Origin of the sequence: Leisingera sp. ANG-DT, assembly GCF_000813785.1 — a bacterium.
Taxonomy (GTDB): Bacteria; Pseudomonadota; Alphaproteobacteria; order Rhodobacterales; family Rhodobacteraceae; genus Leisingera.
Window position 1 is genome coordinate 15,232 of record NZ_JWLE01000032.1, and the last position, 24,311, is coordinate 39,542.

Below are 24,311 nucleotides of genomic sequence, written 5' to 3' on the forward strand. Positions count from 1 at the left end.
CTAGCAGATCCGGCGCATTTTCGCGATTGGCAGGGGACAGGGGAGTAGAAAGCTGGATCAGCCGCAGATGTTCTGCAGCTGCACCCAGTCGCGGTCGTTCAGCACCGGCTCCAGCTCGCGGCCGGCCATGGGGTCGGCTTCGATCAGCCCCAGCACCGTCTCGCCGGTGATGTCCAGCGCATAGGCATAGGGGGAGGAGGGCAGGGCAGCGCGGGCAAACTCCGCCAGCAGCACCTCGTCGGGCAGCTGCGGGCGGGGGCTGGACAGGGTGGCTTCGGAATAGGCATCCAGCGCGGCGCGGTCCAGCTCGCCGGTGGTCAGCAGCTTGAAGGTGGAGACGAAGCCGCCGGCCTCCAGCAGCTCCTGCATCGGGTCGCTGGCCTCTGCCCGGGCGCGTTCTGCCAGGATGGCTCCGGCGGCAACCGCCGGATCCTCGAAATCCTCGACGAACGAGCGGTTCAAAAGAACGATGCCGCCGGGCAGATGCAGGCTGCCGGGAATGCCGGAGCGCAGAATCGCCAGCTGCCGCACGCCGGTGCGCTGCGCCAGGTTCTTCAGGATCGGTGCCGCCTCCGGGGTGGCGCAGGCCGGGCCGGAGACCCGCTCGATCCGCCCCAAGAGCGCCTGTCCGATGGCCTTGCGTTTGATATCAGGCACGACGCTGACCGCATGGCGGGTCACGGCACCCGGCAGCCACAGTACCAGCAGCGCCAGCACCAGTGCCAGTGTGCCCAGGATACTGACCGCCCGCAGCCGCCCCGGCCGTGCACGCGACCGCCCAATCGCATTCTGCACCCGGGCAATGGCCTCCAGCATCGCGGTTTCGTCTTCCGCTAGCTCCAGCGTTTCGCCGGGGTCGCCGTCGGGGTGGAACAGGGCCGGGAACTCACCGGGATTGGCACGTTCCACTGCGGCCAGCGACCAATGCGCCAGCGGCTGGTCGTTCATGCTGGCAATGGTCAGCGTTGCATCGCCCAGCGAGATGATCACATCCCGCCGCTGGGCCTCAGGATCAGCACGCCACAGGCCCGCAGCCTCCAGCCGCTCAAATTCCTTCAATGCCGTCATGCAGCTTGCCCGGTCCCCATCCGTCTCGTTGCCGCCAGAATAAGCACATAAAACAGGGGCGGCAATTTGCTTTGCCGCCCCCGGATGCTGTTTCGCGGTGAAAAGTTACAGGTTCTTGGCGATTTTTCTCAGTTCGAACTTCTGGATCTTGCCGGTGGAGGTCTTGGGCAACTCCTGGAACACCACTTTCTTGGGCGCCTTGAAGCCTGCGAGCGTCTCGCGAGTGAAGGCGATCAGCGCCGCGGCGTCTTCCTTGGCACCGGCTTTCAGCTCGACAAAGGCGCAGGGCACTTCGCCCCATTTCTCATCCGGCATTGCGGCAACGGCGGCCAGCAGCACATCCGGGTGCGCCATCAGCACGCCCTCCACTTCGACTGAGGAGATGTTCTCGCCGCCGGAGATGATGATGTCCTTGGCCCGGTCAGCGATCTGGATGTAGCCGTCGGGGTGCTGGACGGCGAGGTCGCCGGAGTTGAAGTAACCGTTCTTGAAGGCCTCCGCCGTGGCTTCGGGGTTCTTCAGATACCCTTTCATCACCACATTGCCGCGCAGGGCAATCTCGCCTTGGGCCTGGCCGTCCATCGGCAGCACGTTGTGCTCGCTGTCGCGCACCACCACCGGCTCCAGCATCGGCATGGCGACACCCTGGCGCGATTTCTTGGCGGCGATACCCGCCTTGTCCAGCGCGTCCCAGTCCTCTGCCTTCCAGTAGCATTCGGTGACATGGCCGAAGGTCTCGGTCAGCCCGTAGACATGGGTAATGTTGAAACCAAGGTTCTCGATCTTCGACAGCGTCGCCGGGGCAGGCGGGGCGCCGGCGGTGAAGACCTCGACCGTGTGGTCAAAGGTGCGGCGCTCCTCGTCCAGCGCGTTGACGATCATGTTCAGTACGATCGGGGCGCCGCCGAAATGGGTGACGCCCTCGTAGTGGATGGCGTTGTAGATGTTCTGCGCGCTGATATCGCGGCAGCAGACCAGGGTGCCGCCAACCAGCGGCATCATCCAGGTGTGGTTCCAGCCGTTGCAGTGGAACAGCGGCACGATGGTCAGATAAACCGGGTGCAGCACCATCCGCCAGGACACCACCGTGCCCATGGTCATCAGATAGGCGCCGCGATGGTGATAGACCACGCCCTTGGGGCGTCCGGTGGTGCCGGAAGTATAGTTCAGCGCCAGGCTTTCCCACTCATCCTCGGGCATGATCCACTGGAAGTCCGGGTCGCCGCTGGCCAGCAGCGCCTCGTATTCCATGTGACGGCCGGTGGCGTGCCAGCTCGCCTGATCGTCGGCCACCTCGATCAGGACCGGGGCGGGGCCTTCCATCTCTTCGACGGCGGCCTCTGCCAGCTCAATGAACTGCGGATCAACCAGCACCGCCTTGGCCTCGCCATGCTCAAAGATATAGGCAACAGTGCCCACATCCAGACGGGTGTTGATGGTGTTCAGCACCGCGCCGCAGGCGGGCACGCCGAAATGCGCCTCTGCCTGGGCGGGGATGTTCGGCAGCAAGGTCGCCACCACATCGCCGGGCTTCACCCCCAGCTTGACCAGGCCGGAGGCCAGACGGGTGCAGCGCTCATGGTATTCCGCATAACTCTTGCGGTGCTTGCCATAGCTGACCGCCAAACGGTCCGGAAACACCTGCGCCGCCCGCTGCAGATGGCTGAGCGGCGACAGCGGCACATAATTCGCGGCGGTCTTCTCCAGACCGGTTTCATCCGCCATCCACCCCATCAGTTTCCTCCCCTGAATCACTTTGGTGTCGCTTAGAGGACAGATATTGCGGAAAGTTGCGGGCAATGGGAAGGGTATGAAACAAACAGCCGCACTCTCCGCCCCGGGCACCAGCCAGACCGCAGCCGCACAGGCCATGCTGGCGGCAATGCTGATTATCGGCATCACCGACAACGCCGTGCCGCTGATGGCGGAGACCATCGGGCTCGGCCAGTTCTACCTGTTGCGCACATTTGTCGCACTGCCGTTCCTGTGGCTGATGGCGCGCGCCGGACTGGGCGGGCTGCGCTGCCGCAACTTCGGCGCTGTACTGCTGCGTGCGGTGCTGGTGGCGGTGTCGATGGTTTTCTACTTCTCCGCCGTGGCGCTGATGCCGATTGCCCAAGCGCTGGCCGGGCTGTTCACCTCGCCGATCCTGATCGTGGTGATTTCCGTCCTGTTCCTGAAGATGCGGATCGGCTGGATCCGTGTCGGCGCGGTGCTCGGCGGTTTTGCGGGTGTCATGATGGTGCTGCAGCCTGACCCCGCGGCCTTTAGCTGGCTGATCCTGGTGCCAGTGGCGGGCGGACTATTTTATGCGCTCGGCTCATTGGCAACCGGGCTTTACTGCCAGGGCGAAAGCACGGTGGCGATGCTGTTCGTCTACTTGCTGGTGCAGGGTGTGCTGGGGGCGATGCTGCTGGCGGGGCTGGAGATCTGGCCGCAGGACGTGCCCGCGGGAGCGGACGGTTTTGTCACCCGCGGCTGGGTCTGGCCGCTGTGGGAGATCCCGCACCTGATCCTGCTGCAGGGCTGCGCAGCAGTGGGTGGCGTGTTCCTGATCACCAAGGCCTACCAGCTGGGTGAGGCCTCTTATGTCGCTGTGTTCGAATACTCGGTGATGATCGTCGGGCCGGGGGTTGCCTGGGCCTATTGGGGGCAGGCGCTGAACCTCTGGCAAATGCTGGGGATCGGTCTGATCATCACGGCCGGCACCACCATCGCGCTGCGTTCGAAGTGAAGGGAAGGGGCGCTGCCCCTCTTTGGCCCCACGGGGCCAATTCACCCCGGAGTATTTGTGCAAAGGTGAATGGGTCTGCGAGGCGCTCCACAGCAGGCGTAAATCCATCGTTTCCTTACCCAGATCAATATCCTAGGGTCGGGGCATGATCCTGTCCCAAGGCCGCCGGTACGTTTTCATCCATATCCCCAAGACCGGCGGCACCGCATTGGCGCTGGCGCTGGAGGCGCGTGCCATGGCCGATGACATGATGCTGGGGGATACGCCAAAGGCCCTGAAGCGCCGCCGCCGCCTAAAGGACGCTGAGGCACGCGGGCGGCTGTGGAAGCATTCCACCCTGGCAGACATCGAAGGGCTGGTTCCTGAGGACACTTTGAAAGGCCTCTTTGCCTTTACCCTGGTGCGCAATCCCTGGGACCGCGCTGTCAGCTATTACCACTGGCTGCGCGAGCAGAGCTTCGATCATCCGGCCATCGGCCTGGCGAAGGCGCAAGAGTTCCGTGCCTTTGTGCAGCACCCGGAGATCATCGCAGCCTTCTGCAGCAGCCCGGCGTCTTCCTACATGCGCCGCGCGGACGGGGCGGAGCAGTGCCAGCTTTATATCCGGCTGGAGCATTTCCAGAGCGATGCGCAGCTGCTGTTTGATCACCTCGGGTTTTCCCTTGAACTGCCAGTGGTCAATGAAAGCGGCCGCCAGCGCGACTGGCGGGTCTATTATGACGATGCCGCGGCTGGGGCCGTGGCCGAAGCCTGCGCGCAGGATATCGCGCAATTTGAATACTCTTTTAACGATTCTCTCCTATCCAGATAGCGTGTAGCGCGCTGATTGCGCCTGGCCGGAGCCTAATCCGGCAAAGGTTTGGCAGATCGGCGCAGAAACGTGAACAATGTCCGGTTTTCGCCTTAGTTCCGTCCCATAAGCGGCAAGGATCAAAGGAAAAAATTATCGGGCTGGCTGTTGGGGGTTCTCCGCAGCCTCTGGAAAGGAAAGCGGATGCTGGACTGGCTTCTGAAACGCACGAGCACCCCGGCTGGCGGGGTCATGAACAGCGGCTTTCCCCTGGTCGCCGTGGGTCAGGGCGGTTTCCTGGCGGGCACCCATGTGGCCTCTAACCTGGGCTGGCGCCCGGTGGAGGCGCTGACGCCCGGTGACAAGGTGCTGACCTTCGATCACGGCATGCAAACCGTGGTGGAGTTGCAGCGCGAGGTCATGATCCCGGCAGAGGGCGATCTGGAACCTGCCCGCTGTCCGCTGTTTGTGCCGCGCGATGCGCTGATGAACCGGGTGCCGATGTGGCTGATGCCGGATCAAGGCGTGCTGTTGGAAAGCGAACTGGTGGAAGACGCCCAGGGTGATCCCTTTGCCATCGTTCCGGCTTGCGCCCTGGAAGGCTACCGCGGTATCCGCCGGATGCATCCGGGCGCCCAGCTGGAACTGGTGATGCCGCGATTTGCCGAGGATCAGGTGATCTATCTGGAAGCCGGGATGCTGGGCTACTCGGCGGCACCGGCGAACCTGATGTGCGGCCGGGTGTTCTCCGAACAAGGCGCCTACCGCGTGCTGAACCCGGATGAGGCCCGCGGCCTGGTTCTGTCGATGATGGCTGAGGAAGAATACTGGCCCGCAGGCGCCGCTGCCGGCGCTTTGCAGCCTGAGGTCAGAATGTAAGATCAGTTTCGGCATTCAACTTGCTGATAAGGCATAAAAAAGGCCAGCGCATGGGCGCTGGCCTTTCCTCGTTTTATGTTTGCCTTCAGGCCGCCGCAGAAGTTTCCGGCGCAAAGCGGGTGTAGAAGCTCTGGCCCTTCTCCGCCATCTCCCGCAGCAGTTCCGGGCAGGCGAAACGCTCGCCGAACTGCTCCGTCAGGCTGTCGCAACGCTCCGCCGCATAGGGCGTGCCCAGGATGTCCAGCCAGCTGAGCGGGCCGCCGGACCACGGCGCAAAGCCCCAGGCCAGGATGGCGCCGACGTCGCCCTCGCGGATATCCATCAGCACGCCTTCCTCCAGCGCCCGGACCGCTTCCAGCACCTGCGCGAACATCAGCCGTTCCTGCACCTCGATCAGGTCGGGCTGTTCGGCTGCCAGCGGGTACTTCTCCTGCAGGCCGGTCCAGTATCCGGCGCGCTTGCCCTTGTCGTCATACTCGAAGAAGCCCGCGTTCGACTTACGGCCCAGACGGCCCAGTTCTTCCATCCAGAAGATCAGGTCATCGGCCGGGCTTTCCGGGTAGGCATCACCCATCGCCGCCTTGGTGGCGCGGGCAATCTTGGCGCCGAGATCAATCGAGGTCTCATCGGTCAACTGCACCGGACCCACCGGGAAGCCCAGCTGGCGCGCAGCGTTGTCGATCAGCACCGGGCTGACGCCCTCGGTGATCATCCGCAGGCCCTCGTTGATATAGGGCAGGATGCAGCGGTTGGCGTAGAAGAAGCGCGCGTCGTTGACCACAATCGGCGTTTTGCGGATCTGGCGCACATAATCCAGCGCCTTGGCCACCGCGCGGTCGCCGGTTTCTTTGCCCTTGATGATCTCCACCAGGAACATCTTCTCAACCGGCGAGAAGAAGTGGATGCCGATGAACTGGTCCTGCCGGCTCGATGCTTTGGCCAGCTCGGTGATCGGCAGGGTGGAGGTGTTGGAGGCAAAGATGCAGTCTTCGGGAATGATCGCCTCGACCTTTTGGGTCATCTCGGCCTTGACACCCGGGTCTTCGAACACGGCCTCAATGATCAGGTCGCAGCCCTTCAGCGCGTCCAGGTTCGGGGTGGCGGTGATCTGCGCCAGCAGCGCTTCTTTCTTCTCCTCGGTCGCCTTGCCGCGCTTGATGCCCTTGTCCATATAGGCGGCGGAATAGGCCTTGCCCTTGTCGGCGGCGTCCTGGTCACGGTCAATCAGCACCACCTCCATGCCCGCCTGGGCCGAGACCAGCGCAATGCCCGCGCCCATCATGCCCGCACCCAGTACGCCGATCTTCTTCACCGACTGGTCCGGCACGTCCTTGGGCCGCACTGCGCCCTTCTCCAGCGCCTGCTTGTTCAGGAACAGGCTGCGGATCATGGCGGAGGACGACGGGTTCATCAGCACATTGGTGAACCAGCGCGCCTCGATCTTCAGTGCGGTGTCGAAATCGACCAGCGCGCCTTCGTAGATGGAGGACAGCAGCGCCTTGGCCGCCGGGAAGGCGCCCTGGGTCTTACCGTGCACCATCGCGGAGGCACCGACAAAGGTCATGAAGCCCGCGGGGTGATATGGGGCGCCGCCCGGCATCTTGTAGCCCTTGGCGTCCCAGGGCTTGACCAGATCGGCGTCCTTGGCGTTCAGCACCCACTCCTTGGCCGCCGCCAGCGCATCGTCGGCCACCGCGTCGATCAGCTGGGCGCCCTTGGCCTTTTTCGGGTCCATCATCTTGCCTTCCAGCAGGACAGGGGCCGCCGCCATCGCGCCCACCATGCGCGAATACCGTGTGGTGCCGCCGCCGCCGGGGAAGATGCCTATCATGATCTCCGGCAGGCCGATTTTCGCCTTGGGATTGGAGGTCATCACCCGGTGATGGCAGGCCAGCGCAATCTCGGTGCCGATGCCGGCGCAGGTGCCGTTGATGGCACAGGCCACCGGCTTGCCGCCCTTCTTGGTCTTGGGATCCATGCCTGCGAGTTCAAGTTTGCGCAGGATGCGGTGGCCGCCCATGGTGAAGTCAAAGAGGCCTTGCGCCGGGTTCTCCCCCGACTCCTCGCGGATGGTGGCCAGCACATTGAGGTCCATGCCGCCGGCAAAGTCCTTTTTGCCGCTGGTGATCACGATGCCCTTTACGGCGTCGTCCTCCAGCGCCCGGTCCACGTATTCCTCCACCAGGCCAAAGGCCTCGCGGGTGAGGACGTTCATGCTCTTGCCTTCGGCATCCCAGGTGATGATTGCGACGCCGTCTGCGTCCACGTCGTATTTGAAATCGCTCATGTGTCTTCTCCGGTCTGGTCAGCCGTCAGCGGGCTGCCGTCCTTGCGGGTAAAGGTGAACTCGCCGCTTGCGAATTTCACCATCATGTCCAAATCGCTGTAATAGCCGGTCTCGGTTGCGGTGCGGGTGCCCACCACCAGAAAGGCGGCAGGCTTGTCCGAACGGTTCACCAGATGGTGGCCGTTCTCCTCGCCCGCCGGAAAGGCGGCGCAGTCGCCGGGCATCATCTCATGCGCGCCCTGATCGTCGATCAGGGTGCAGGTGCCCTCTGTCACCATCACGAACTCGTCCTGCTCCATATGGTAGTGGCGCAGGGAGGAGGCCGCGCCAGGCTCCAGCCGCACGATGTTGACACCGAACTGGCTGAGCCCGCCGGGATCCCCCAGCGGCTGCACGCTGCGGCCTTCGCAGGCCTCGGCCAGCTTGCCGGGGTAGCCCGATCCGGTCCGCCAGGGCAGTTGGGATAGGTCCAGCTTCGGCATCAGACGCGCTCGATGATGGTTGCGGCGCCCATGCCCGATGCAATGCACAGGGTGGCGAGGCCGCATTCTTTGTCCTGCCGCTCCAGCTCATCCAGCAGGGTGCCGATGATGATCGCGCCGGTGGCGCCCAGCGGGTGGCCCATGGCGATGGAGCCGCCGTTGACGTTCACCAGCTCCGGGTCGACGTCAAACGCCTGCTGGAAGCGCATTACGACAGAGGCAAAGGCCTCGTTCACCTCGAACAGGTCCAGGTCGCCGATTTTCATGCCGTTGTCGGCCAGGATCTTTTCGGTCACCGGCACCGGGCCGGTCAGCATGATGGTCGGATCGGTGCCGATCTTGGCGGTGGCCTTGATGCGCGCGCGCGGCTTCAGGCCGTGGCGTTCACCAAACTCCTTGTTGCCGATCAGCAGCGCCGCAGCACCGTCGACGATGCCAGAGGAGTTGCCGGCGTGGTGGATGTGGTTGATCCGCTCCAGATGCGGGTATTTCAGCATCGCCACCTTGTCAAAGCCCGGCATCTGCTCGCCCATCATCTGGAACGCCGGGTTCAGCGAGCCAAGCGCCTGCATGTCTGTTCCGGGGCGCATGTATTCGTCATGGGCGAGGATCGGCAGGCCGTTCTGGTCGGTGACGGTAATCACCGACTTCTCGAACCGCTTCTCTTCCCAGGCCTTGGCGGCCCGGCGCTGGGATTCCATCGCCAGCGCATCGGCCTGATCGCGGGTAAAGCCGTATTCGGTCGCGATGATGTCGGCCGAGATACCCTGCGGCACGAAATAGGTCTCCATCGCGAGGCTCGGGTCCACGGCAATCGCCGCACCGTCGCTGCCCATGGCCACCCGGCCCATCATCTCGACGCCGCCTGCGATATAGGCATCGCCCGCGCCGCCCTTCACCTGGTTGGCCGCCAGGTTCACCGCTTCCATGCCGGAGGCGCAGAAGCGGTTGATGGCGAGACCCGGGATGCGCTCATCCAGGTCCGAGGCCAGTACGGCAGAGCGCGCCAGGCAGCCGCCCTGTTCCATCACCTGGGTCACGTTGCCCCAGATCACATCCTCTACTGCATGGCCTTCCAGATTGTTGCGCTCCTTGATTGCGTTCAGCGTGAGCGCCGAGAGGCGGACCGAGGTCACCTCATGCAGGGAGCCGTCCTTGCGTCCCTTGCCGCGCGGGGTGCGCAGCGCGTCATAGATATATGCGTCTGTCATTGTGCTCTCCTCAGGCCCGGTCCGACGGGTTGCCGGGCATCAAATCATAGGGGTGTTTCCAGCCGGGCAGGGCGCTGATGCGGTCCAGCCAGGCGTCGATATGCGGCCATTCGGCCCGGTCAAAGCCGAAGGGTTCCGGGTAGTAGAGGTAGCTGCAGCAACTGATGTCGGCATTGGTGAGGCTGTCGCCAACAATCCACTCGCGGCCCTCCAGATGGTGTTCCAGCGTGGCATAGGCGGCCTTCAGGCGGCCTTGCATGAAGTTGATCACTTCTTGCGAGCGGTGCTGTTCCGGCAGGAAGTTGATCAGAAACCGGGTCATGCCGGCCTGGCTGGACATCTTGTGATTGTCCCACAGCACCCAGCGCAGCACCTCGTATTTATCCTCGGGGCGGCCGCCGAATTTGCCGGTCTTGTCAGTGATATACTGCTGGATCGCCCCCGACTGGCTGAGCGTCAGATCGCCATCCACCAGAACAGGCGCTTCGGCCATGGCGGAAAATTCCCGGAACTCCGGCGTGCGGGCCGCGCCGCCGAAGAAGTCGACAAAAACCGGTTCCCAGTCCAGACCGGCCAGCTCCAGCGCCAGCGCGGCTTTGTAGGAGTTGCCGCTTTCGCCAAAGCAATGCAGTTTGATTGTCATTTGTTGCTCCCTGTTTCGGATGGCGGAGCGGGGGTTTCACACCCCCGCACCCCCGTGGAGTATTTTTGGAAAGATGATGGGGCATTAACCCGCCTCATCGCTCCGTTTGTTACCTTGGGCTTGCGGTACAGGCTGGAGAGCCGATGGCCGTGAAAGGTGAAGACGTCCCTGCCCATTTGGCGAAGGCTTGGGGGCTGGGACACTGCCTTGGCTTCATCTTTCCCAAAATACTCAAAGTCCATCATCGGCCTCCTGCCGGTGCCTCCGCGGCCCCTGCGCCTACAACGACCGCGCAATCAGCTCCTTCATGATCTCGTTGGTACCGCCATAGATCCGCTGCACCCGGGCATCGGCCCACATCTCGCCCACAGCGTATTCCTGCATGTAGCCATAGCCGCCGTGCAGCTGCAGGCATTCGTCCAGCACCTCGCCTTGGGTGTCGGTGATCCAATACTTGGCCATTGCGGCCTTCTCGACGGTCAGCTTGCCCTGCAGATGCTCACTGATGCATTCATCCAGGAAAGCGCGCGCGACCTTGGTCTTGGTCAGGCATTCGGCCAGCTTGAAGCGGGTGTTCTGGAACTGGGTCAGCGGCCCGCCAAAGGCTTCGCGCTCTTTGCAATAAGCCACCGTGCGTTCCACCGCGCCTTCCATCGCGCCGACCGCGCCGCAGGCGATGATCAGCCGTTCCTGCGGCAGCTGCTGCATCATCTGGTAGAAGCCCTGGCCTTCAACGCCTCCCAGGATGTTCTCCGGCGGGATTTCCACATCGCTGAAGAACAGCTCCGATGTGTCCGCCGCGTGGCAGCCGATCTTGTCGAGGTTGCGGCCGCGGGAAAACCCTTCTGCACCGTCGGTTTCCACCGCCACCAGCGACACGCCTTTGGCACCCTGTGAGGGGTCGGTCTTGGCCGCCACCAGGATCAGGTTGGCGTGCTGGCCGTTGGTGATGAAGGTCTTCTGCCCCGACAGCCGGTAGGCGTTGCCATCCTTGACTGCCTTGGTCTTGATGGCCTGCACGTCCGACCCGGTGGAGGGTTCGGTCATCGCCAGCGCGCCAACCAACTCGCCGGTCACCATCTTCGGCAGCCAGCGCGCTTTCTGCTCCTCGGTGCCATAGGCCAGGATGTAATGGCCGACGATGCCGGAATGGATGCCATGGCCCCAGCTGGCCAGGTTGGCGCGGCTGCCTTCCATAAGGATCACCGCCTCATGGCCGAAATCGCCGCCGGCGCCGCCGTACTCCTCGGGGATCGAGGGGAGGAGAAGGCCCAGCTCACCGGCCTGGGTCCAGGTCTCCCGGTCCATCAGGCCCTGCTTGCGCCAGGTCTCGAATTTGGGGGCCCATTCATTGGTGATGAACTGGGCCGTCATCTCCCCAAGCATCTGGTGCTCATCCGTCATCCATGCGGAGTGCGTCTCGGTCATCTCTCTCCCTTTGCTGCGCTTTTCTAGCGCTTTCGCGCCTCCAGCTCGGCGTTGAACAGCCGCAGCCGGTGGCTCAGGTTCTCGTAGTCTGTCACGCTGTCGAAATTCTCGAACAGGAATGACAGCGCTTCGCCTTCATCCAGCCCCGCCTCCTGGGCGAACTTCTTCAGCCTGCGGTAGCCGTCCTCGGTCATCGCGATCGGCAGGCGGCGGGTCAGGCGGAAACGTTTTGGCATCTTGCGGTCCTTTGCGTGTCAAAGCACCGGCCGGGGCAGAACCGGGCGCCCCGCAAGGGGACGCCCGCAGGCATCAGAAGGCGTCCGCGTCCAGCGCCATCACCGTGTCGGCGCCGCTTTCGATGCGGGCCAGGTGCAGCTTGGTCGCGGGCAGCCGCCGTGCCATGTAATACCGGCCGGTTGCGAGTTTCGTCTCATAGAACGCCGCGTCTTGCGTCCCGGCGTCAAGCGCTTCCTGCGCCGCCTTGCCCATCCGCGCCCACATCAGGCCCAGGCAGACCTGGCCGAACAAATGCATGAAGTCATAAGACCCCGCCAGCGCGTGGTTCGGGTTCTTCATGCCGCTTTGCATGAAGAACATGCCAGCCGCCTGCAGATCCTTGGAGGCAGCCTGCAGCGGCTTGATGAAATCTTTGGTGAAAGCCTCTGAAATCTCTTTGTTTTCCTGGCAGAAGGTTTTCACCATGTCAAAGAAGGCGAGGACGTATTTACCGCCATGCTGGCCCAGCTTGCGGCCCACCAGATCCAGCGCCTGCACGCCGTTGGCGCCCTCGTAGATCATCGCGATACGGGCGTCGCGGGTGTATTGCGACATGCCCCATTCCTCGATGTAGCCATGGCCGCCATAAACCTGCTGCGCCTGCACCGTCATGTCATAGCCTTGATCGGTCAGGAAACCCTTGATCACCGGCGTCATCAAAGAGATCAGCCCGTCCGCATCCTTGTCGCCTGCGCGGTGCGCCTGGTCGATCAGGGTGGCGCCCCACAGAAGGAACGCGCGGGCGCCCTCGGCAAAGCTTTTCTGATCCATCAGCGAGCGGCGGATATCCGGATGCACGATCAGCGGATCCGCCGGGCCGTCCGGGTTCTTGACGCCGGTCACGTCGCGGCCCTGCAGGCGGTCCTTGGCGTATTCCAGCGCGTTCTGATAGGCGGCCTCGGCCTGCGCCAGACCTTGCATGCCGACACCCAAGCGGGCCTCGTTCATCATGGTGAACATGGCGCGCATGCCCTTGTGCTCTTCACCCAGCAGCCAGCCGGTCGCGCCGTCATAGTTCATCACGCAGGTGGAGTTGCCGTGGATGCCCATCTTCTCTTCGATCTTGCCGACCGAGACGCCGTTGCGCTCACCCAGGCTGCCGTCTTCGTTCACCAGGAACTTCGGCACGATGAACAGGCTGACGCCTTTGATGCCCTCGGGGCCGCCGGGGATCTTGGCCAGCACCAGATGCACGATGTTCTCCGCCATGTCGTGATCGCCGGAAGAGATGAAGATCTTCTGCCCGGAAATCTTGAAGCTGCCGTCACCCTGCGGTTCCGCCTTGGTGCGCATCAGGCCCAGATCGGTGCCGCAATGCGGTTCGGTCAGGTTCATGGTGCCGGTCCACTGGCAGCTGATCATATTGGGCAGATAGGTTGCTTTCTGCTCTTCCGTGCCATGCGCCAGAATGGCGGAGGCCGCGCCATGGGTCAGGCCCTGGTACATGGTGAAGGCCTGGTTGGCGGCGGAGAAGAACTCGCCTACCGCGGTGCCCATCACATAGGGCATGTTCTGGCCGCCGAATTCCTCCGGCATGTCCAGCCCCGTCCAGCCGCCTTCCTTCATCTGCTCGAAGGCTTCCAGGAATCCCTTGGGGGTGTAGACCACGCCGTTTTCCAGGCGGCAGCCCTCCTGGTCGCCCACCGTGTTCAGCGGGTGCAGCACTTCGCTGGCGATCTTGCCCGCTTCTTCCAGCACGGCGCCGGTGAAATCCGGTTCCAGTTCGTTGTATCCGGGGATGTCCTGGCCGGAGACCTTCAGCACGTCGTGCAGGATGAACTGGGCGTCTTTGGCGGGGGCTCGATAGGAAGGCATTGCGGTCCTCTTCAGGGTCTTGGTGATCGTGGTCAATGCCGGGCAGGCCGGCGGGAAAGGGCGGGGCGGCGGCCTATTCGGCCGCCTCCTGCTTGGCCTTCATCGAGGCGATCATCTTCTCGCCCCAGGCCAGCTGGTCCTTCAGGTCCTCGATTGCCTCGGTCAGCTCCTCGCGCTGGCGCTCCATATCGGCGAGCCGGTCACGCGCGACCTCATAGGTCTTGGTGAGCTGGGTCACCTGCTGGTCGCCGACGTGGTACAGCTCCAGCAGCTGGCGGATTTCCTCCAGGCTGAACCCGAACCGCTTGCCGCGCAGGATCAGCTTCAGCCGGGCGCGGTCGCGTTTGGTGAACAGCCGCTTCTGGCCGTCGCGGATCGGGAACAGCAGTTCCTTGGCTTCGTAGAACCGGAGTGTGCGGGGCGTCACGTCAAAGGCCTCGCACATCTCGCGGATGGTCATGGTTTCTTCGGTCATCATCGTCACTCTTACGGCTTGGTGCAGGCCCAAGCTGTGCGCAGTTCGGATTTCGATCAAGACTGACTTTACGTTTACGTAAGTTGTACGTTGCGTCACTTTGCGGGGCGTTACTGGTTCGCAAAACGAACATAAAGTGACGTAACGTTATGGGCTGGCTGGCTGTCTGCAGGCGGGTTCCGGCAATGCGTCTGGCCAGAAACCCGGCGAATCCGGCAGCGGAATCTGCAAAAGAAAAACCCCGCCAAAAGGACGGGGTTCAACTACCGGAAAGATGTGCTGGGCTTATTTCAGCAGCGCCCGTGTGCTTTCGCGGAGCTCGCTCAGCTCTTCAATCGCCTCATTGATCTGCTCACGCTGCTTTTCCAGCTCCACCAGCTGCCGGTCGGCCATTTCCATGAAGGCGTGGTTCTGGGCGTCGTTGCCCTCTTTCTCATAGATCAGCAGCCACTGGCGGATCTCTTCCAGCTGAAAGCCGAACTTGCGCCCGCGCAGGATCAGTTTCATCCGGGCGCGCTCCCGCGCTCCGTAGAACCGCGACCGGCCTTCGCGGTCCGGCTGCAGCAATTCGATGTATTCATAGTAGCGCAGCGTCCGCGGCGTGACCTCGAACTCTGCGCACATTTCCTTGAATGACAATCTTTTGTCGGTCATCCGTCGTCTCCCTTGCCGGGAACCTATGCACTTGCAGCGAACAGTGCAACCTCCGCGGCGGCACACTTGCGCTTTTGCCGGGGCAGGGCCAAAGATGAGGGAGAGAATCCAAAGGACACTCCCATGGCCGACAAGACCGACCTCGCGCGCCAGTTCATCGAAGCGATTCCGCACGCCAAGCAATTGGGAATGAAGCTGACAGAGATCGGCGACGGCACCGCCGAGATCCGCATGGCCTATGACGAAAAGCTGATCGGCGATCCCGCCACCGGCGTCATTCACGGCGGCGCGGTCTCAGCCCTGATGGACACATGCTGCGGCGCAGCGGTGATGAGCCACCCGTCCGCCCCGGGCGGCACCGCCACCATCGACTTGCGCATTGATTACATGCGCCCCGCCACACCGGGGCAGGCCATTACCACCCGCGCCACCTGCCACCACATCACCCGCACCGTCGCCTTTGTCCGCGCCGTGGCAATGGACGAGGACACGGACCGCCCCGTCGCCACCGCCTCAGGCGCCTTTACCGTGGAGAAGAAGTTTTGAGCCGCCCCCGTCCCGAACCGATCCAGGTGGTCAAGCAGCGCCGCGATGCAGCCCTGTCGGCGCTGGTCGACTCGGTGCCCTACATCCGCTTCCTGAACGTGACCTTCGAGCGCCGCGGTGATGAGCTGACTGCGGTGCTGAATTTCGATGACAAGCTGATCGGCAACCCCTTCCTGCCGGCGATCCACGGCGGGGTGACGGCGGCCTTCCTGGAAATCACCGCGATGATCACGCTCAACTGGTCGCACCTTTGGCAGCGCATCGAAAGCGGTGATCTGGACCCGGCGGAAATGGCCAAGGGCAACCTGCCGCGCCAGCCCAAAACCATCGACTTCACCGTCGACTACCTGCGTTCCGGCTTGCCGCGCGATGCCTATGCCCGCGCCCGGGTGAACCGTTCGGGGCGCCGCTATGCCTCGGTGCATGTGGAGGCCTGGCAGGATCACAAGGACAAGCTGTTTGCCCAGGCCACCGGCCATTTCCTGATGCCGCAGGACCAGAACGGCGAAGGCTGACCGGATGACCAGCGCGGACACGGAGATCACCCATAGACGGGTGCTCAGCATCGCATTGCCGATTGTGCTGTCGAACGCCACGGTTCCCATTCTGGGCGCCGTCGACACCGGCGTCGTGGGGCAGATGGGCGAGGCTGCGCCAATTGGCGCGGTGGGCATCGGCGCGGTGATTCTGGCGACGATCTACTGGATCTTCGGTTTCCTGCGCATGGGCACCACAGGTCTCGCAGCGCAGGCGCGCGGGGCCGGGGACTGGGGGGAAACCGGCGCGCTTCTGATGCGCGGGCTGCTCCTGGCCTTTGCTGCCGGAGCCGTCTTTATCATCGCGCAAGGCGCCGTTTTCTGGGGCGCCTTCGCACTGGCACCCGCCAGTGCCGAGGTCGAAAGCCTGGCCCGTGACTACCTGCAGATCCGGATCTGGGGCGCACCGGCCACCATCGCGCTTTATGCCGTCACCGGCTGGCTGATCGCGGTGGAGCGCACCCGCGGCGTATTCCTGCTGCAGGTCTGGATGAACGGGTTGAACATCGCGCTGGACCTGTGGTTCGTGCTTGGCCTCGGCTGGGGTGTGGAGGGCGTTGCCATTGCCACGCTGATCGCCGAGTGGAGCGGGCTGGCGCTCGGGCTCTACCTGTGCCGCGATGCCTTTGCGGGCGACCAATGGCGCGATTGGGCGCGGGTGTTCGATCCGGCACGGCTCAAACGTATGATGCAAGTGAACGGCGACATCATGGTGCGTTCGGTGCTGCTGACCGGCTCCTTCACCACCTTCCTGTTCATCGGCTCCGGCATCGGCGACGTGAACCTCGCCGCCAATCAGATCCTGCTGCAATTTGTCGAGATCACCGCCTTCGCGCTGGATGGTTTTGCCTTTTCGGCAGAGGCTTTGGTGGGTGGGGCGGTCGGTGCCAAGGCCCGGCAGCGGGTGCGCCGTGCCTCCATCGTGACCTCGCAATGGGGTGTGGGCGGTGCGGTGCTGCTGGGTATTGCCTTTGCCGCTGGCGGCCCCTGGCTGATCGACCTGATGTCCACCTCGCCGGAGGTGCGCGAAGCGGGCCGTGTATTCCTGATCTGGGCGGCGGTGCTGCCGGTCTTGAGCGTTGCCAGCTACATGTTCGACGGCATCTATATCGGCGCCACCTGGACCCGCGACATGCGTTGGGCGATGCTGCAATCGGTGGCCATCTATGTGGCGGCACTGCTGCTGCTGGTGCCGACCTTTGGCAACCATGGCCTTTGGGCTGCGCTGATCGTCCTGAACCTCGCCCGCGGCGTCACGCTGGGCCTGCGCTACCCGCGGCTGGAGGCGCAGGTGGGCGTCTAAGCAAGCCGGCATTCTGCGAGAATTCCGGCCAATTTTCCGGCGCGGAAAGCTGGCGCTCCGCCGCTAATGGAGCGCTAAAAAAATCCTCGCAGGATTTTTGGCCGTTTCCCGCGCCGGGAAACGGTCAGAGCAGGGTTTCGATCGCCTCGGTCGGGCGACCGATCACCGCCTTGCCGTCCTTGATGGCAATCGGGCGCTCGATCAGGATCGGATGCGCGGCCATTGCCGCCAGCAGTTCCTCCTCGGCGCTGTCCTTGGAAAGGCCCAGTTCCTTGAAGACCTTCTCGCCGGTCCGCATCATCTCCACCGCGGAGACGCCAAGAGCGGTCTGCACCGCCTTCAGTTCCTCAACCGAGGGTGCATCCTCCAAGTACGCGCGTGTTTGCACCTCTGCGCCGCGCTCCTCGATCAGCGCAAGGCCCGCGCGGGATTTGGAGCATTTCGGGTAATGCCAATAGGTGATCACAGCCAATCCTTCCGTTTGGTTCCAACCGCTTGCGCGACGTTTTCGAACCCGTCGCGGGCCAGCAATTCATCCAGGCCACGGGCAATGTCCCCGGCCAGCGACAGCCCGCCATAGACCATTGCTGTGTAGAATTGCACCGCAGAGGCCCCGGCGCAGATCTTGGCATAGGCCTGTTCCGCCGTGCTGATGCCGCCGACGCCGACCAGCGGCACCTTGCCATCCAAAAGCTCCGACAATTGTGCCAGAACCCGGGTGGACTTTTCAAACAGCGGCGCGCCGGACAGACCGCCGGCTTCGCCTTTGTGGGCGCTTTGCAGACCGTCGCGCGACAGGGTGGTGTTGGTGGCAATCACCGCGTCGATGCCACTTTCCAGAGCGACGGCGGCAATATCCTCGATACCCGCACGGTCCAGATCCGGCGCGATCTTCAGGAACACCGGCACCCGGCGGCTAAGGCCCTCGCGGGTCTCGATCACACCGGCCAGCAGCGCTGACAGCGCCGCCTTGCCCTGCAGGTCGCGCAGTTTTTCGGTATTGGGCGAGGACACGTTAACGGTGGCAAAATCCAGATGCGCACCGCAGTGTGCAAGCACCTTGGCGAAATCCGCGGCGCGGTCCTCGCTGTCCTTGTTGGCGCCGAGGTTCAGGCCAATGACCGCATCGCGCGGGCGCTGCGCCAGCCGGGCGCCGATCGCCGCCATGCCCTCATTGTTGAAGCCGAAGCGGTTGATGGCCGCCTTGTCCTCCGTCAGGCGGAACAATCTCGGCTTGGGATTGCCCGGCTGCCGGCGGGGCGTCGCCGCGCCGACCTCGATAAAGCCGAAGCCGGATTTTGACAGCGGTGCCAGTGCCTCGGCGTTCTTGTCATAGCCAGCCGCCAAACCAACCGGGTTCGGCAGGTCAATCCCGGCTAGCGTGGTCTTGAGCCGGGCAGAGGTGACCGGGCCGGGAGCTGGGGCCAGTCCCATAGTCAGTGCCTTCACCGACAGCCCGTGCGCGGCCTCCGGGTCGATCCGGTGCATCGCGGCAAGGGCCAGCTTCTCTGTCAGCTTCATGCCATTTCCTCCGGGAACTGATGGGTGCCCTCCACCAGCGGAAGCTGCTTGGCCCAGACCACATCCGACATGCGGATATTGCGGTAGAGATGCGGGAACTCGGCGCCACCGCGGGACACTTCCCACTTCAGGTCCGCGCCCACCGCATCCGCATCGCAGGCCAGCAGGGTCAGCCCCTCGGCGCCGGCAAAATGCTTGGCTGCGGTTTCCGCCGCCTGGGTTGCGGTGGAGAAATGGACATAGCCGTCCGCAACATCGATCGGCGCGCCCGGCGTCTCGCCCGCGGCCTGCAGTGCGGCCCATTCGTCCGCCCGGAAAATCTTGTAAATCAGCATAGCGGCCTGATGCCCTGCGTTTGCAAAGGAATCAAGGGGGATTGGGGGCTAGCCGCCGGTCAAGCTGACGCAAGGGGAGGCAGCACTACGGCTTTTCCCCTTTGACCGGCGCGGGGTTTGGGCGCAGGATTCCCAAAAACAGAACAACGGGAGCGCTCCTCATGATTGCACGTATTCTCACATCGGTTGCAGCCCTGGCCCTGATCTCGGGCAGCGCGGCGGCGGAGTACAAGCTGACCATCCTGCATACCAATGATTTCCACTCGCGGTTCGAGCCGATCAACAAATACGACAGCACCTGCGACGCCGAAGATCAGGCTGAGGGCAAATGTTTCGGCGGCACCGCGCGGCTGGTGACGGCCATCGCGGACGCACGGGGACGGGCGGAGAATTCGATCCTGGTGGATGGCGGCGACCAGTTCCAGGGATCGCTGTTCTACACCTATTACAAGGGCAAGGCCGCGGCGGAGTTCATGAACCAGCTGGGCTATGACGGGATGACCGTCGGCAATCATGAATTCGACGACGGGCCGGAAGTGCTGCGCGGTTTCATGGATGCGGTGGGCTTTCCGGTGCTGATGTCGAATGCGGATGTGTCGGGTGAACCGGCGCTGGCGGATGTGCTGAAGAAATCCACGGTGATCGAGCGGGGCGGCGAGAAGATCGGCCTGATCGGCCTGACGCCGGAAGATACGCATGAGCTGGCAAGCCCCGGCAAGAATGTGCATTTCTCCGATCCTGTTGCGGCGGTGCAGGCGGAGGTGGACCGGCTGACTGCTGAGGGTGTGAACAAGATCGTGGTGCTGAGCCACTCCGGCTATGGCGTGGACCAGCGGGTGGCGGCGGATACCACCGGCGTGGATGTGATCGTCGGCGGGCATTCGAACACCTATCTGTCGAACACCTCGGACAAGGCCGCCGGCCCGTATCCGACCGTGGTGAACGGGGTGCAGATTGTGCAGGCCTATGCCTATGGCAAGTTCCTGGGCGAACTGAACGTGACGTTTGACGATGCGGGCAATGTGGTCAGCGCGACTGGCGAGCCGCTGATTATGGATGCGGCCGTCAGCGAGGATGCGGCCACGCTGGACCGGATCGCGGAGCTGGCGCAGCCGCTCGATGAGATCCGCAACAAGGTAGTGGCAGAGGCGGCAGAACCCGTTGAAGGCAGCCGGGATGTCTGCCGGGTGCAAGAGTGCCCGATGGGCAACCTGGTGGCCGATGCAATGCTGGACCGGGTGAAGGATCAGGGCGTGACAATTGCCATTGCGAATTCAGGCGGTATCCGGGCCAGTCTGGACGCGGGGGAGGTCACTATGGGTGAGGTGCTGACCATCCTGCCGTTCCAGAACACGCTGTCTACTTTCCAGATCGACGGCAAGACTTTGGTCGCGGCGCTGGAGAACGGCGTCAGCCAGGTGGAGGACGTCAAGGGCCGCTTCCCGCAGGTGGCGGGGCTGAAGTTCAGCTGGGACAGTTCAGCCGCGCCGAATGCGGGCCGCGTCACCGAGGTGCTGGTGGCAGAGGGCGAGAGCTTTGTGCCGCTTGATCCGGCCAGGACCTATGTGGTGGTCACCAACGACTACGTCCGCAACGGCGGTGACGGCTATGCGATGTTCGAGGGTGACGACAAGAACGCCTATGATTTCGGGCCGGATCTGGCCGATGTGCTGGCGGAGTATCTGGCGGCGCAGGGGCCCTATACGCCCTATACCGACGGGCGGATTGTGCAGGTGAAATAGGCTGTGTTGCATAGGTCCGGATCGGACCCAATGTTTCGCGCGCGAAACATTCGGGCAGGAGGGCTGCCGCATTATTTTTGGAGACTGTTAACCTTGGCTGGCGCTTCGTTAACGGGCTGGCGGGGGGCTGAACAGCGTGGCAGAATGCCGACATGGACCACCCGCTGATCGACCTCATCAACGCCCGGATCGAAGCCGCCGAGAAGGACGGCGCCTTTGACAATCTGCAGGGCGCGGGAAAGCCGTTGCCGCAGTGTGATGACCCTGAGAATGAACTGGTCAACCGGCTGGTGCGCGAAAGCGGCGGGGTGCCGGAGTTCGTGAGCCTGTCGCGCGAGCTGCAGCGCCTGAGGGCCGAACTGCGCGAGGCCGGCGACCGCAGCCGCCGGCAGGAGATCCTGAAAGAGATGTCGATGATGGACGCGCGGATCGAAATCGCGCGCAAGGCCTACACCAAGTAAGCCCCGTTACTCATTGATTTCCGGCCATATTTCCGGGTCCAACCCGTCGATGAAGGGTGCCAGGACATCGGCGTATTTCTCCCACTTGCCGATTGAGCGAGTGTGCGCGGTTTGCCTGACTTGCGTGTTCGACAGGGTCAGCACCTGACCCTCGTGGCGTTCGGGGTGGGCCATGTCCTCGACCCACTCCAACCCGCAGAAGTCTGCCAGCTTGCGGCTTTCGCCCTCAATATCGGCAACGAAGCTTTCATAGCGCAGATCATAGATCCGGCCCGGCATCACCTGCCGCCAGTGCTGCATCAGCCGGCCATAGAGGTTGAACCGGTGCGCCATCGCCTTGAGGTCGTAGGCATAGGTGAGCGAGCTGCCGGAGAAATAGCCGCGCCAGATCGACAGCGCCACATCGCGCGGATCGCGGCAAAGATGAACAAAGCGTGCATCCGGGTAGGCGGTGGCAAGGTGGCCCAGCAGGCGGTAGTTGTCGGGCATCTTGTCGACATAGGCTGCGGTGCCCTCAGGCATTCCGGGCAGGCGGCTGATGTCCTCCGACACGAAAGTGCGGGCGGCCTCAGGCGTGAACTCCTGATCCTTTTCGATAAAGGGGTGCAGCAGGAACGCCGGCACGCCGCGTTCGCCCAAGGGAAACACCTCGGGGTGCAGGCCGATCACGGTTTCGGTCAGGGTTGTGCCGGAGCGGGGCATCCCCACCACATAGATCGGGCGCGGGCCTTCCGGCGCGGTTTCTGCCGGGGCGATCTGACCTGGGAAAGCCGCCATGATGCGGCTGAACTGACGCTCGCTCTCTTCGTAGCCGTAGGGGGTCTGCGCCGCCATACAGGCGTTGGCCTCGTCATTGTGGGCGGCAAAAGCCTCCTTGTCGCCCGCCTGATCGGCGATCCGGGCGAGGGCAAAGCTGACGTTGGCGCGGTCGAGCGAGCGGGGCGCGGCGGCCTTCAGCGCCTTCTGTGCTATCGGCAACAACTCTGCGTTCTGCTCGCGGCTGCTGATGCGGGCCAGCATTTCCAGCACCTGGGTGTCCTTGGGATCCAGCTCCATCAGCGCCAGGCACTGCTCGCGCGCTGCAGCGCTTTCGCCGTTGGAGATCAGCTGGCTGGCGAGGCGGCGGCGGGCCTCGGCGTTCTGGGGCGCCACAGCGACGGCTTTTTGTGCGGCTTCGGTGGCCTCGTCCTGGCGCATTAGGCGGGCCAGCAGCAGGCTGGCGTTCTGCAGCGCGTCGGCGTCATTGGGGTTCACCTTGAGCGCGGCCTGATAATCCGCCAGCGTGGCCTTTTCATCGCCCAGCGTGTTCCAGGCAGTGGCGCGCAGCCGCAGCATCCGCGGCTGGCGCGAGTCGCGGGCCAGCGCCGCGGTGGCGGCCTCAATCGCGGCCTCTGCGTCGTTCATCACCAGATGCGCCTGTGCTTGAAGATAGAGCGCGGCCTGATCGCCGGGCTGGTCCTTCAGTACCCGCTCGAGCAGTTTCATCGCCGGTTCGCCCTGCTGCATGAACAGAAGCGTCTGCGCCAGGTTCTTGCGGGCGTCGTGAAAGCCTGGGGCCAGCGCCAGCGCCTTCTTGAAATAGGGGACAGCGTCGCGGTGCTTGCCCAGGCCGGACAGGGAGATGCCCGCGATATTGGGGAAATCCGGGTGGCTCTTGTGCCGCTTCATGCCGCCCTTGGACTGTTTCAGCGCCTGTTTGAATTTGCCCTGGTTGAGGAAACCCAGGGCGGACTGGAGATCGTTCTGAAGAGTCATGAGGCCTATCTATCATCCTGTCAGGGCGGCTGAAAATCCTGCGCCGCGGAAGGTTTTGCAAACGCGCCGCGGGCCGGGTTAGAAATCAGCATGTGCGGACGATTTGCCATAACCCTGCCCACGGATGCAATGGCGCAGCTGTTTGCGGCGCAGCCGGCAAATGATTTGCCCACGGTGCCCAATTACAACGTCTGCCCGACCAACCCGGTGAATGTGGTGCAGGCAGGGGAGGCAGGACGGCAGCTGGTTGCGATGCGCTGGGGCTTTCTGCCGCATTGGTACAAAAGCGAGACTGCCGGGCCGCTGCTGATCAACGCCCGGGCCGAAACGATTGCGGATAAGCCCGCCTTTGCCAAGGCCGCCCGGAAGCGGCGCTGCCTGATCCCTGCTACGGGTTTTTATGAATGGACCAAATCAGAGGAGGGTGCCCGGCTGCCCTGGTACATTCACCGCAGCGACACGGCCCCCATTGCCTTTGCCGCGGTCTGGCGAAGCTGGGGATCTGATGATCCGGTCAAGACCTGTGCAATTGTCACCACAGCCGCCAATCAGGGCCTGTCCGCCATCCACCACCGGATGCCGTTGATCCTGGAGGCAGGAGACTGGGGCAAATGGCTGGGCGAGGACGGCCCTGGCGCCGCCAGGCTGTTGCAGCCGGGAGCGGAGGGCGTGCTGGACTTCCACCGGGTTGATCCGGCGGTGAATTCCAACCGTGCCGAGGGGCCGGAACTGATAGAACCCTTCGGGGAGGAGGATATCCCGCGCGGGCAGCTGATCTGAGCGCTACTCGGCAGCGTGGCGGGCGGGCAGGTCGCGCTGCGGCGCGCGGCTGAGGTCATTGCCTGCAAGGGTCGCCTTTTGCAGCAGCGCCACGAAGGTGTCCTGTTCCGCCTCGGTGAGGCCGGTCAGGATGCCGGGCTGCGAGGCCCGCACGATGGGCAGGATGTGCTCCAGAAGCGCGGTTCCGTCTCGGGTCAGGCTGACCTCGCGGGCGCGGCGGTCGGCCCGGGAAACGCGGCGTTCCACCAGTCCCTTGTCCGCCAGCCGGTCCACCACCTTGCCCAGGGTGGCGCGGTCATAGGCGATAAGCCCGGCAACCGAAGCCTGGTCGATGCCGGGATGGCGGTGGATGGCGGCCATTGCGGCAAACTGCACTGGTGTGAGGTCAATGCCTTCACCCGCCATGCGGTCCATGAACTGGGCCACGGAAATCTGGTGCAGCCGCCGGATCAGGTGGCCGGGCAGGGAGTGGATGTCCAACGGGTCAGTAGTCATGGCCTTTTGGTCCTTGGCAGTCTGTCACCGGGCTGTTTGCGCCGGGGTGTCTGTTCGCGAGACTTGCCATAGCGCCCTGTGCGCAATGCGCGCAA

General features: G+C 63.7%; 25 protein-coding genes. 9 read left to right on the top strand and 16 right to left on the bottom strand.

The window, feature by feature from the left end; translation table 11 throughout:
- Window positions 1-57 precede the first annotated feature (57 nt).
- Window positions 58-1,068 carry a hypothetical protein gene (locus tag RA21_RS19580; RefSeq protein WP_019295786.1) on the bottom strand — a complete coding sequence of 337 codons (1,011 nt, stop codon included), beginning with the start codon at window positions 1,066-1,068 and terminating at the stop codon, window positions 58-60.
- Window positions 1,069-1,173: 105 nt separating this feature from the next.
- Window positions 1,174-2,802 (bottom strand): AMP-binding protein, encoded by a 1,629-nt coding sequence (locus RA21_RS19585; RefSeq protein ID WP_039151989.1) that lies wholly within the window; start codon window positions 2,800-2,802, stop codon window positions 1,174-1,176.
- A 76-nt stretch (window positions 2,803-2,878) separates the two neighbouring features.
- Between RA21_RS19585 and RA21_RS19590 the strand changes: the two genes are divergently transcribed.
- The 3 genes from RA21_RS19590 (at window position 2,879) to RA21_RS19600 (ending at window position 5,471) form a co-directional block, all read left to right on the top strand.
- Entirely contained in the window at window positions 2,879-3,802 is a 924-nt protein-coding gene (locus RA21_RS19590; protein ID WP_019295788.1) for a DMT family transporter, read from the top strand.
- A gap of 145 nt (window positions 3,803-3,947) precedes the next feature.
- Window positions 3,948-4,613: a sulfotransferase family 2 domain-containing protein gene (locus RA21_RS19595; RefSeq protein WP_039151991.1), complete on the top strand. Its 666-nt coding sequence runs from the start codon at window positions 3,948-3,950 to the stop codon at window positions 4,611-4,613.
- A gap of 183 nt (window positions 4,614-4,796) precedes the next feature.
- Entirely contained in the window at window positions 4,797-5,471 is a 675-nt protein-coding gene (locus tag RA21_RS19600; protein WP_039151993.1) for a Hint domain-containing protein, read from the top strand.
- A gap of 85 nt (window positions 5,472-5,556) precedes the next feature.
- On the opposite strand, the gene RA21_RS19605 is transcribed toward RA21_RS19600, so the two are convergent.
- The 9 genes from RA21_RS19605 to RA21_RS19645 all read right to left on the bottom strand — a co-directional run bounded on the left by RA21_RS19605 (window position 5,557) and on the right by RA21_RS19645 (window position 14,742).
- Window positions 5,557-7,758 (bottom strand): 3-hydroxyacyl-CoA dehydrogenase NAD-binding domain-containing protein, encoded by a 2,202-nt coding sequence (locus tag RA21_RS19605; protein ID WP_039151996.1) that lies wholly within the window; start codon window positions 7,756-7,758, stop codon window positions 5,557-5,559.
- The gene (locus RA21_RS19610; protein ID WP_039151998.1) at window positions 7,755-8,240 is read right to left on the bottom strand and encodes a cupin domain-containing protein; all 486 of its coding nucleotides are present in this window, start codon (window positions 8,238-8,240) and stop codon (window positions 7,755-7,757) included. Before RA21_RS19610 ends, RA21_RS19605 begins: the two co-directional genes overlap by 4 nt.
- The gene (locus RA21_RS19615) at window positions 8,240-9,451 is read right to left on the bottom strand and encodes an acetyl-CoA C-acetyltransferase (protein ID WP_039152000.1); all 1,212 of its coding nucleotides are present in this window, start codon (window positions 9,449-9,451) and stop codon (window positions 8,240-8,242) included. The genes RA21_RS19610 and RA21_RS19615 overlap by 1 nt, the downstream gene beginning before the upstream one ends.
- Window positions 9,452-9,461: 10 nt before the next feature.
- Window positions 9,462-10,094, bottom strand: a complete 633-nt coding sequence (locus RA21_RS19620) for a glutathione S-transferase family protein (RefSeq protein ID WP_039152002.1) — start codon at window positions 10,092-10,094, stop codon at window positions 9,462-9,464.
- A 279-nt stretch (window positions 10,095-10,373) separates the two neighbouring features.
- On the bottom strand, window positions 10,374-11,522 hold the full coding sequence (locus RA21_RS19625; protein WP_039152005.1) for an acyl-CoA dehydrogenase family protein: 1,149 nt from the start codon (window positions 11,520-11,522) through the stop codon (window positions 10,374-10,376).
- Window positions 11,523-11,545: 23 nt separating this feature from the next.
- On the bottom strand, window positions 11,546-11,758 hold the full coding sequence (locus RA21_RS19630) for a hypothetical protein (protein ID WP_019295796.1): 213 nt from the start codon (window positions 11,756-11,758) through the stop codon (window positions 11,546-11,548).
- A gap of 73 nt (window positions 11,759-11,831) precedes the next feature.
- Window positions 11,832-13,613, bottom strand: coding sequence for an acyl-CoA dehydrogenase C-terminal domain-containing protein (locus tag RA21_RS19635; protein WP_039152048.1), 1,782 nt, complete (start codon window positions 13,611-13,613; stop codon window positions 11,832-11,834).
- 73 nt (window positions 13,614-13,686) lie between these two features.
- Window positions 13,687-14,088 carry a MerR family transcriptional regulator gene (locus RA21_RS19640; protein WP_029204772.1) on the bottom strand — a complete coding sequence of 134 codons (402 nt, stop codon included), beginning with the start codon at window positions 14,086-14,088 and terminating at the stop codon, window positions 13,687-13,689.
- Window positions 14,089-14,373: 285 nt separating this feature from the next.
- A complete protein-coding gene (locus RA21_RS19645; RefSeq protein WP_019295799.1) occupies window positions 14,374-14,742 on the bottom strand; it encodes a MerR family transcriptional regulator in 369 nt (122 codons plus the stop codon).
- Between the two features lie 123 nt (window positions 14,743-14,865).
- On the opposite strand from RA21_RS19645, the gene RA21_RS19650 reads away from it, so the two are divergent.
- From RA21_RS19650 to RA21_RS19660, 3 genes are read left to right on the top strand one after another with little or no spacing between them, the layout of a single operon-like run.
- Window positions 14,866-15,288, top strand: a complete 423-nt coding sequence (locus tag RA21_RS19650; protein ID WP_019295800.1) for a PaaI family thioesterase — start codon at window positions 14,866-14,868, stop codon at window positions 15,286-15,288.
- Entirely contained in the window at window positions 15,285-15,803 is a 519-nt protein-coding gene (locus RA21_RS19655) for a PaaI family thioesterase (protein ID WP_019295801.1), read from the top strand. Before RA21_RS19650 ends, RA21_RS19655 begins: the two co-directional genes overlap by 4 nt.
- A gap of 4 nt (window positions 15,804-15,807) precedes the next feature.
- Complete coding sequence (locus tag RA21_RS19660; RefSeq protein WP_019295802.1) at window positions 15,808-17,127, top strand: MATE family efflux transporter; 1,320 nt, start codon at window positions 15,808-15,810, stop codon at window positions 17,125-17,127.
- A gap of 124 nt (window positions 17,128-17,251) precedes the next feature.
- Here RA21_RS19660 and arsC read toward each other — a convergent pair whose 3' ends face one another.
- Genes arsC through RA21_RS19675 form a run of 3 tightly spaced genes read right to left on the bottom strand, consistent with a single transcriptional unit; the run spans window position 17,252 to window position 18,983 of the window.
- A complete protein-coding gene (gene arsC, locus RA21_RS19665; protein WP_039152050.1) occupies window positions 17,252-17,593 on the bottom strand; it encodes an arsenate reductase (glutaredoxin) in 342 nt (113 codons plus the stop codon).
- Complete coding sequence (locus RA21_RS19670) at window positions 17,590-18,648, bottom strand: quinone-dependent dihydroorotate dehydrogenase (protein WP_039152007.1); 1,059 nt, start codon at window positions 18,646-18,648, stop codon at window positions 17,590-17,592. Before RA21_RS19670 ends, arsC begins: the two co-directional genes overlap by 4 nt.
- Entirely contained in the window at window positions 18,645-18,983 is a 339-nt protein-coding gene (locus RA21_RS19675; protein WP_039152010.1) for a DUF952 domain-containing protein, read from the bottom strand. The genes RA21_RS19670 and RA21_RS19675 overlap by 4 nt, the downstream gene beginning before the upstream one ends.
- Before the next feature lie 161 nt (window positions 18,984-19,144).
- On the opposite strand from RA21_RS19675, the gene RA21_RS19680 reads away from it, so the two are divergent.
- Together RA21_RS19680 and RA21_RS19685 are read left to right on the top strand one after the other, a co-directional pair.
- Window positions 19,145-20,725 (top strand): bifunctional metallophosphatase/5'-nucleotidase, encoded by a 1,581-nt coding sequence (locus RA21_RS19680; protein ID WP_039152012.1) that lies wholly within the window; start codon window positions 19,145-19,147, stop codon window positions 20,723-20,725.
- Between the two features lie 152 nt (window positions 20,726-20,877).
- Entirely contained in the window at window positions 20,878-21,186 is a 309-nt protein-coding gene (locus tag RA21_RS19685) for a DnaJ family domain-containing protein (RefSeq protein WP_039152014.1), read from the top strand.
- 6 nt (window positions 21,187-21,192) lie between these two features.
- Here RA21_RS19685 and RA21_RS19690 read toward each other — a convergent pair whose 3' ends face one another.
- Window positions 21,193-22,941 (bottom strand): tetratricopeptide repeat-containing sulfotransferase family protein, encoded by a 1,749-nt coding sequence (locus RA21_RS19690; protein ID WP_039152017.1) that lies wholly within the window; start codon window positions 22,939-22,941, stop codon window positions 21,193-21,195.
- Between the two features lie 90 nt (window positions 22,942-23,031).
- On the opposite strand from RA21_RS19690, the gene RA21_RS19695 reads away from it, so the two are divergent.
- Window positions 23,032-23,721 carry an SOS response-associated peptidase gene (locus RA21_RS19695; RefSeq protein ID WP_039152020.1) on the top strand — a complete coding sequence of 230 codons (690 nt, stop codon included), beginning with the start codon at window positions 23,032-23,034 and terminating at the stop codon, window positions 23,719-23,721.
- Window positions 23,722-23,724: 3 nt separating this feature from the next.
- Here RA21_RS19695 and RA21_RS19700 read toward each other — a convergent pair whose 3' ends face one another.
- A complete protein-coding gene (locus RA21_RS19700; protein WP_039152023.1) occupies window positions 23,725-24,216 on the bottom strand; it encodes a MarR family winged helix-turn-helix transcriptional regulator in 492 nt (163 codons plus the stop codon).
- Window positions 24,217-24,311: the final 95 nt, after the last annotated feature.